At 40.4% G+C, this 6021-nt stretch carries 6 protein-coding genes; 1 reads left to right on the forward strand and 5 read right to left on the reverse strand.

What is annotated here, in order from left to right:
- Positions 1–558 precede the first annotated feature (558 nt).
- From J1N10_RS20300 to J1N10_RS20320, 5 genes are all read right to left on the reverse strand, one after another.
- Positions 559–1053, reverse strand: a complete 495-nt coding sequence (locus J1N10_RS20300; protein ID WP_262328564.1) for a DUF4625 domain-containing protein — start codon at positions 1051–1053, stop codon at positions 559–561.
- 140 nt (positions 1054–1193) lie between these two features.
- Positions 1194–2033, reverse strand: a complete 840-nt coding sequence (locus tag J1N10_RS20305) for a DUF4625 domain-containing protein (RefSeq protein ID WP_262328565.1) — start codon at positions 2031–2033, stop codon at positions 1194–1196.
- 29 nt (positions 2034–2062) lie between these two features.
- The gene (locus J1N10_RS20310; RefSeq protein ID WP_262328566.1) at positions 2063–4468 is read right to left on the reverse strand and encodes a TonB-dependent receptor; all 2406 of its coding nucleotides are present in this window, start codon (positions 4466–4468) and stop codon (positions 2063–2065) included.
- A gap of 152 nt (positions 4469–4620) precedes the next feature.
- Entirely contained in the window at positions 4621–4998 is a 378-nt protein-coding gene (locus J1N10_RS20315; protein ID WP_262328567.1) for a hypothetical protein, read from the reverse strand.
- On the reverse strand, positions 4995–5375 hold the full coding sequence (locus tag J1N10_RS20320) for a Fur family transcriptional regulator (RefSeq protein ID WP_262328568.1): 381 nt from the start codon (positions 5373–5375) through the stop codon (positions 4995–4997). Before J1N10_RS20320 ends, J1N10_RS20315 begins: the two co-directional genes overlap by 4 nt.
- A 320-nt stretch (positions 5376–5695) precedes the next feature.
- On the opposite strand from J1N10_RS20320, the gene J1N10_RS20325 reads away from it, so the two are divergent.
- Positions 5696–6021 (forward strand): Crp/Fnr family transcriptional regulator (locus J1N10_RS20325; RefSeq protein ID WP_262328569.1); only part of this gene is annotated, 326 nt, incomplete at its 3' end.

Below are 6021 nucleotides of genomic sequence, written 5' to 3' on the forward strand. Positions count from 1 at the left end.
AGGGATTTCATCCCTAAAACCCTGACTTCCTTTTCTTTTCTTGATAAAAGAAAGGAAGCAAAGAAAATCAAGACTGCGCCTGCTTCGCTATAAAAACTACTTTTCTTTTGACTAAATCGCTAAAACTCGGCTACTCCTTACGTCGCCACCTCAAACAACCGCGATTTTGCGTCAAACGAAACTTGTTTTTATGCTCACCAGACGAGGTCCGGACTGAAACAAGAAGGTAAGACTGATATTAATCGCATTTCAACTATTGATTGGCATTGCTAATAAAACATTCAAAATATAAGGCCTGCAGCTCCATTTGAATGGTCAATAATACCGTTTGCTAATCAAAATGCGCCTTTAAAACGCTTCGCTTTTAAAGCCACTTTAATTATGTATCGGTATTAACCAATGTAATTAGCAAAATGATTAAGGCTCATTTTGTAATACATTTGGTTTAACTTAGGCAGCCAACACCCAGTCACATTTGGCATAAAAAAAATAAAGCCACACAAGGCTTATAACAAATGTTTTTCCTGGTGCGGCATTATATGGTTTTAAGCTAAGACCCTAACGATGACGCATTTTAATGCTTAAGCCTTTTTGTGCCGACCATCCTTCTTTATCTGTCAGGCTAATGAAAAAGTGGTAATCACCATCGTCATAGTCGCCCTCATCATTATTGGCCGGTATAAAAATTCTAAGGCTGGTTACATACTCATCGGAGCCTTCTGGAATAGTATAATCATCGATAAATACGAATGGATTGATCGGGGTTTTCACGGGGTCCAACTCACATTCAGTTACTTCGGTGCTGTGCGAGTGGTGGTCAAAGTTATTATGGATGTCAATGCTGTAGGAGCCTAACTCTACATTATCTGTAAATCGCATTTTTAACTCAAATTCTTCACCAAAATAGATGGTTTCGCAATTCACCGGAAAAGCACCATCTATGGATAAATCAATTGTTGGCTTTTCTTTATCCACTTCACTGTCATCGTCAGAGCAGGCAACGAAAATGGTTAAAAGTAACAGGGGAATAAGTAATGCTTTTAAAGTCTTCATGTCTGTTAATATTTTTAATGCAGAGATATTTGGGAGTGCAGCAGTGCTACACAATGAATTTCATCTCCACACTTGCGTTTTGGCACTTCCCTCTGGCTTTAAAGCCAGAGGGAAGATTGGTTTTTGTATCCTGTTGATTTCTATAGATTAATCACAATAGGGTAATGTTGCGAAATGGTCCAGTTGCCACCAAAGGCATCTTTGCATTTTACAATGATGTAGTAGTTAGCCGACTGCCAGGCAATATCACCAGTAATATCTTTAGGTGTAATATTGTTATCTTCTGCTGCCCCTACCACAATGCTGGCAGTAAAGTCGTGAGCCGTTGCGCTTGTAAAATCATGTGTGTGTAACAATGTGATGGTGTTTGTTGCGTTAACATCAGCATCTGTCAGGTTTTGATTGTCGCGCACCAAACCAATGTAAATGCCACCTAAAGCCAACTCATCGCTAACTGCGCCTGAAATTGTTATGGTCTCACCATTGTTGAATTGCTGATTGGCTGTTGGTGCTGAAGAAACACTTACTGTTGGAGCATTAGCATCGATTGGCAACTGCACTTCCAATTCTTCCTCCACAGCTTTTTGATTACCTTCCATATCGGTTACTACAAAATGGAAATGATAATCTCCTGCTTCGGCATATACCGGAATGTCGATATGCTCATGGAAAGTGGTGTTTTTCTCGCCGTCATACTCGTAGGTATAGGTTTCTTCCCACTCATCTTCGTGTTCGTCTGTAGCACCTTTAGTATGCTCACCTTCAGGGTGAACTTCAATTTCTACCATTTTGATACCTGCTTCCGCTACAATTTCTGCTTCAATATGCAAATCGGTACCAGCGTAGCCAATTTTGCTGTTTTCATAACCCAATTCGGTAATGGTAACAACAGGTTTTGCTGTGTTGTCATCGTTGTCGCACGATGTTACAAATAATGTTGATATGATGGCTAAGGCCATTAATAAAAATCTGGTTTTCATGTTTATAATTATTAAATGATTGACTATGCTTAATTAATATTGCCCGAAAACGGGATGAGAATATTTACAACAATATTCCTGCCCGCTTCCGGCACGTTTATCAACCTGTAAAAACTTGTGTGATTAAAATACTTGGTATTGAACAGGTTTTGTACCTGCATCGACACGTTAATAGTCTGATTTCCCAGCTGTACATCGCCGCCAAAACCCAGATTCACTACCTGATAGCCGTCGGTAGGTTCTTCAGGCGGTACAATCTCATTCTGACTGGCTGTCAACCGGTAATCGAGCGAGTAATAGGCATTTTTAATAAATTGCCATTGAAGCTGATGGTATTTTAAGTTAATAATGGCCGAGGCCGGCGGCGAAAAGGGTAGTGTAAAACCTTTTTTCTCGCCTGACAGCTGTTCGGAATAGACATACTCGCCCATCAAACCTAACTGCAGATGCTTCAACAATTCGTAGTGAGCGTGAAGCTCAGTGCCATATCTGAATACCTCGCTTTCGGTATAATAAAAAACCTGGTTGCCATTTCCATATAATCTATCGTGCTCCGCCGTAGGATTCAGATAGATATAATTGGGGAAATAGTTGAGAAAAGGTGTTGCACCAATAGCAAAATCTTTCGAACTATATTCTACACCCATATCCAGCTGATACGATGTTTCGGCCGATAAATCGGGGTTACCCACTTCGTAGCTAAAATGGTGGTAATTCACCCCATTAGCTGCCAGCTCTTTGGCTATGGGTATCCGAAAACTCTTGCCCACATTAGCTTTGTAGGACCATTTGCCAGGATGGTAATTAAAGCCAGCCGACCAGGAAATGTTCGAAAAGCTTCGCTCAATGGCTTCGGCCCGCTGCAGATATGCCGTGTTACCACTATCATCAATGGGTGAAGGAAACCAATCGTTGTATTCCTTGGTATTGATATGGCCATAATCATAGCGTACACCTAACTGCACATTGGCTTTTTCATTCAAAGTATGCTTTACAACCGTATAAGCACCCACATTTATTTGTTCGTAAGCAGGAATGATAAAGCCGCGTCCATCAATGGCATTGTCCTGGTATTCGCTGTTTAAACCTATGAACAATTGCGTTTGCTCATTCAGATGGTGCCCTAGCTTTACGTTACCCGAATAAACATACTTTTCGAACTGCCGTTCCAAATCAGAGGCAAAGTTTATGGTGTCAGGAAACACAGGAGGCATATAACCGTGGCTGGTATATTGGCTGAACTCTTGCCTGAAATTACGCTGAAAGCCCAGGTTAAATTCCACATTGGTCGATTCCCATTGGTATTGTGTGGTGTTGCTAAGCTTAAAATGATGAACCGATTGATAGGGATGATTAATGTCCCGGTTCGATTTATCGTGCAGCTCAGTATCGACATTACGTGGCTCCAGTCCATGTGCATTAGCAAAAAATCCACTCTTACTATTGACCGAACTCACATGAAATTTACTTTGAAAGCCATTCTGGATAATACCGAACGAAGCATGTAAATTGTGCTCTTTACCGGCTGTATTCCTCAATTGCCTGTAGTGCAAAGCCGCCTTGTAGGAGTAGATATCCACATAATCGGTTGGTACTTTGTAATCGCCATAATCAATGAGAGTAGCGCGTGCTGTAGCATAAAACCACTTCTTCCGGCCATACAGGGAGATGGACGTTCCCAGTAAGTCATTATTGCTTTTACCGGTTAAATCAATGCTTCCTCCAAAGGTGTTTTCAGCAGGCAGGTGGCGCATGTTCATATTAATCACACCACCAATGGCATCGGAGCCATAAATCAATGAAGCCGGCCCCTTAATGACTTCTACATTATCCACCGCATACTGGTCTATTTCCAATCCATGGTCTTTGCCCCATTGTTGTGCTTCGTGTTTAATGTTGTTTTCGACCACCACAACCCGGTTAAAGCTTAAGCCACGAATCACCGGTTTCGACTGACCTGAGCCAATACCAATGGTGCTCACGCCAGGTAAACGTTCCAGTGAATTCATCAGGCTGCCACCCAGGTTCTTTTTCAGGTACTCATCATTAACAATTTCAATATTCAGCGACTCCTCCTTCTTACGTGTTTCTGCATAGTTATCCTTTACTACCACCTCTTGCAGGCTCATTGAAGAAACCTTCAGCAGAGCCTTATAAGTTTGATTGCCATTGATGGTAATGGTGTCAGATAGTGTTTTGTAACCAATAAAAGATACTTCGATTGTATAACGACCAATTGACAGGTTGTCAATGGTGAAATTGCCCGAAGCATCGCTGATGGTTCCTTTTTTTATGGGGTGCAGGTAGATAACAGCGCCTGTTAAAGGACTCTTATCTTCTGATAATACGCTTCCGCTTAGCTGATAGCCTGCCTGGCTGTACAGTGCAACGTGTATAAAACTCATGCTGATTAGAAGCATGATAAATCGACTCATATCGTTTTAATTGAGATGATTATGCCTGAAAAATAAAATGGTTCGCATTTATATGCGTCAGAAATTGAACACAGAGACGCAACGTGTTTTATAATAAGATATAAAACCGGTGTGTATCAAAGTTGTGTTCAGCTTATGGTGTGTAAATGCGGCTAAAGAGCAAGATTTATCGATGCCGGCGGTGCCCTGGGGGATTTATTGCTGAAAGGCTGTATATACTTTTGTTGCGTAGCAAAATCATTATAATCATTAGTGATAACCAGAATAGCCACTCTTTCAATAGGCGGGTTGGCCACATCTTTTGTGGCAAAGTGATAATCGCAGATAGGGCAGGTGTCTTCAGCCGATGATACTTTAATGGCATTGGATTGCTTTGGATTGGCATGAACCTGACAGTGCTTATGCGCACAACAATGATGATGTGCATGCCTTGATGAGTGATGCAAAACAACGTGTAGTGGTTGATACAGGATGGGGAATATAAATAAACCCGTTAACCATAAGGCGATATGTTTTTTTAGCCACATCATTCTTTGTCCTGTGGTTTACATTGGCAGCAAGTGCCTTTTATCAACACTTCGGTTTCGTTGTTTGTATAACCTTGCGGTAGTTGATAGTTCTGAACAGGAATGTTGTCCAGACATTTAACCGCCTGGCATTGGTCGCAGTAAAAATGCGCATGTGGTTTTTTGTTCGTCACGCTATTGTCGAGAGCGTATTTGGTCAGTTGGTTATCCACTACTATTTTATGGATAATTTGGTGTTCATGAAGCGTTTTAAATGAACGATAAAAGGTAGTGCGATCAAAATCACCACTTAGTCGTTCCCTAATTTCCGTCTCAGAGAGCGCCTGTCCGGCCGCCAGGATGACTTCGAGTATGCCATCACGACACGCGGTGCGCTTCAAATTGCGATTATTTAGTATATCTGCCGGCTTCATAAAACACAAACAATACAAATGCAACAATGTTGCAAATATAGGGAAATAATCTTGTTTTAAAGAAGGAAAAAATAGGGTTTTATGGGTGTTAGATTTTGTTGTGTATTGATAATTAGTGTTGTAGAGGGCTGAGGGAATGGGGTGAAGTTCTTATCAGGTGATCATTTTGTCTTGTTATTTATCTATATTAGCTGAGAACACTTAACACAATATGGTGTATATAGATAAAAGAGTGCATTTATTGTGGTGTTGTGTGTAATATAGACCAAACCTTTTTTAGACTGGAAATGATTGGTAAATTGATAAATAAGATAAAGGAGAGCGAGGAAAACAGGAAAGGTTTTCAAAGCTTTCTTATCGAAAAGGAAATTTCTCCTAAAACTGTATTGCTAAATGAAGGAGAAATTTCCAACAAGATTTTTTTTATTAAAAAAGGCTGTTTGCGAGAGTGGTTCAATAAAGATGGAAAAGATATTACTTTTCAATTCTTCTTCGAAGAACAACCAGTAGCTTCAATTGATAGTTTCATGAATCAAAAACCGAGTTTGTTTACGATTGAAAGTATCGAACCAACAACAATTTTAACTGTTGAGAAAATAGAATTCGAAAAACT

The organism is Carboxylicivirga litoralis, assembly GCF_025499605.1.
GTDB lineage: Bacteria > Bacteroidota > Bacteroidia > Bacteroidales > Marinilabiliaceae > Carboxylicivirga > Carboxylicivirga litoralis.

Excerpts from the sequence above, each read along its gene's own strand:
- J1N10_RS20300 (WP_262328564.1), bottom strand. The coding sequence starts at position 1,053 with ATGAAGACTTTAAAAGCATTACTTATTCCCCTGTTACTTTTAACCATT.
- J1N10_RS20305 (WP_262328565.1), bottom strand. The coding sequence starts at position 2,033 with ATGAAAACCAGATTTTTATTAATGGCCTTAGCCATCATATCAACATTA.
- J1N10_RS20310 (WP_262328566.1), bottom strand. The coding sequence starts at position 4,468 with ATGAGTCGATTTATCATGCTTCTAATCAGCATGAGTTTTATACACGTT.
- J1N10_RS20315 (WP_262328567.1), bottom strand. The coding sequence starts at position 4,998 with ATGATGTGGCTAAAAAAACATATCGCCTTATGGTTAACGGGTTTATTT.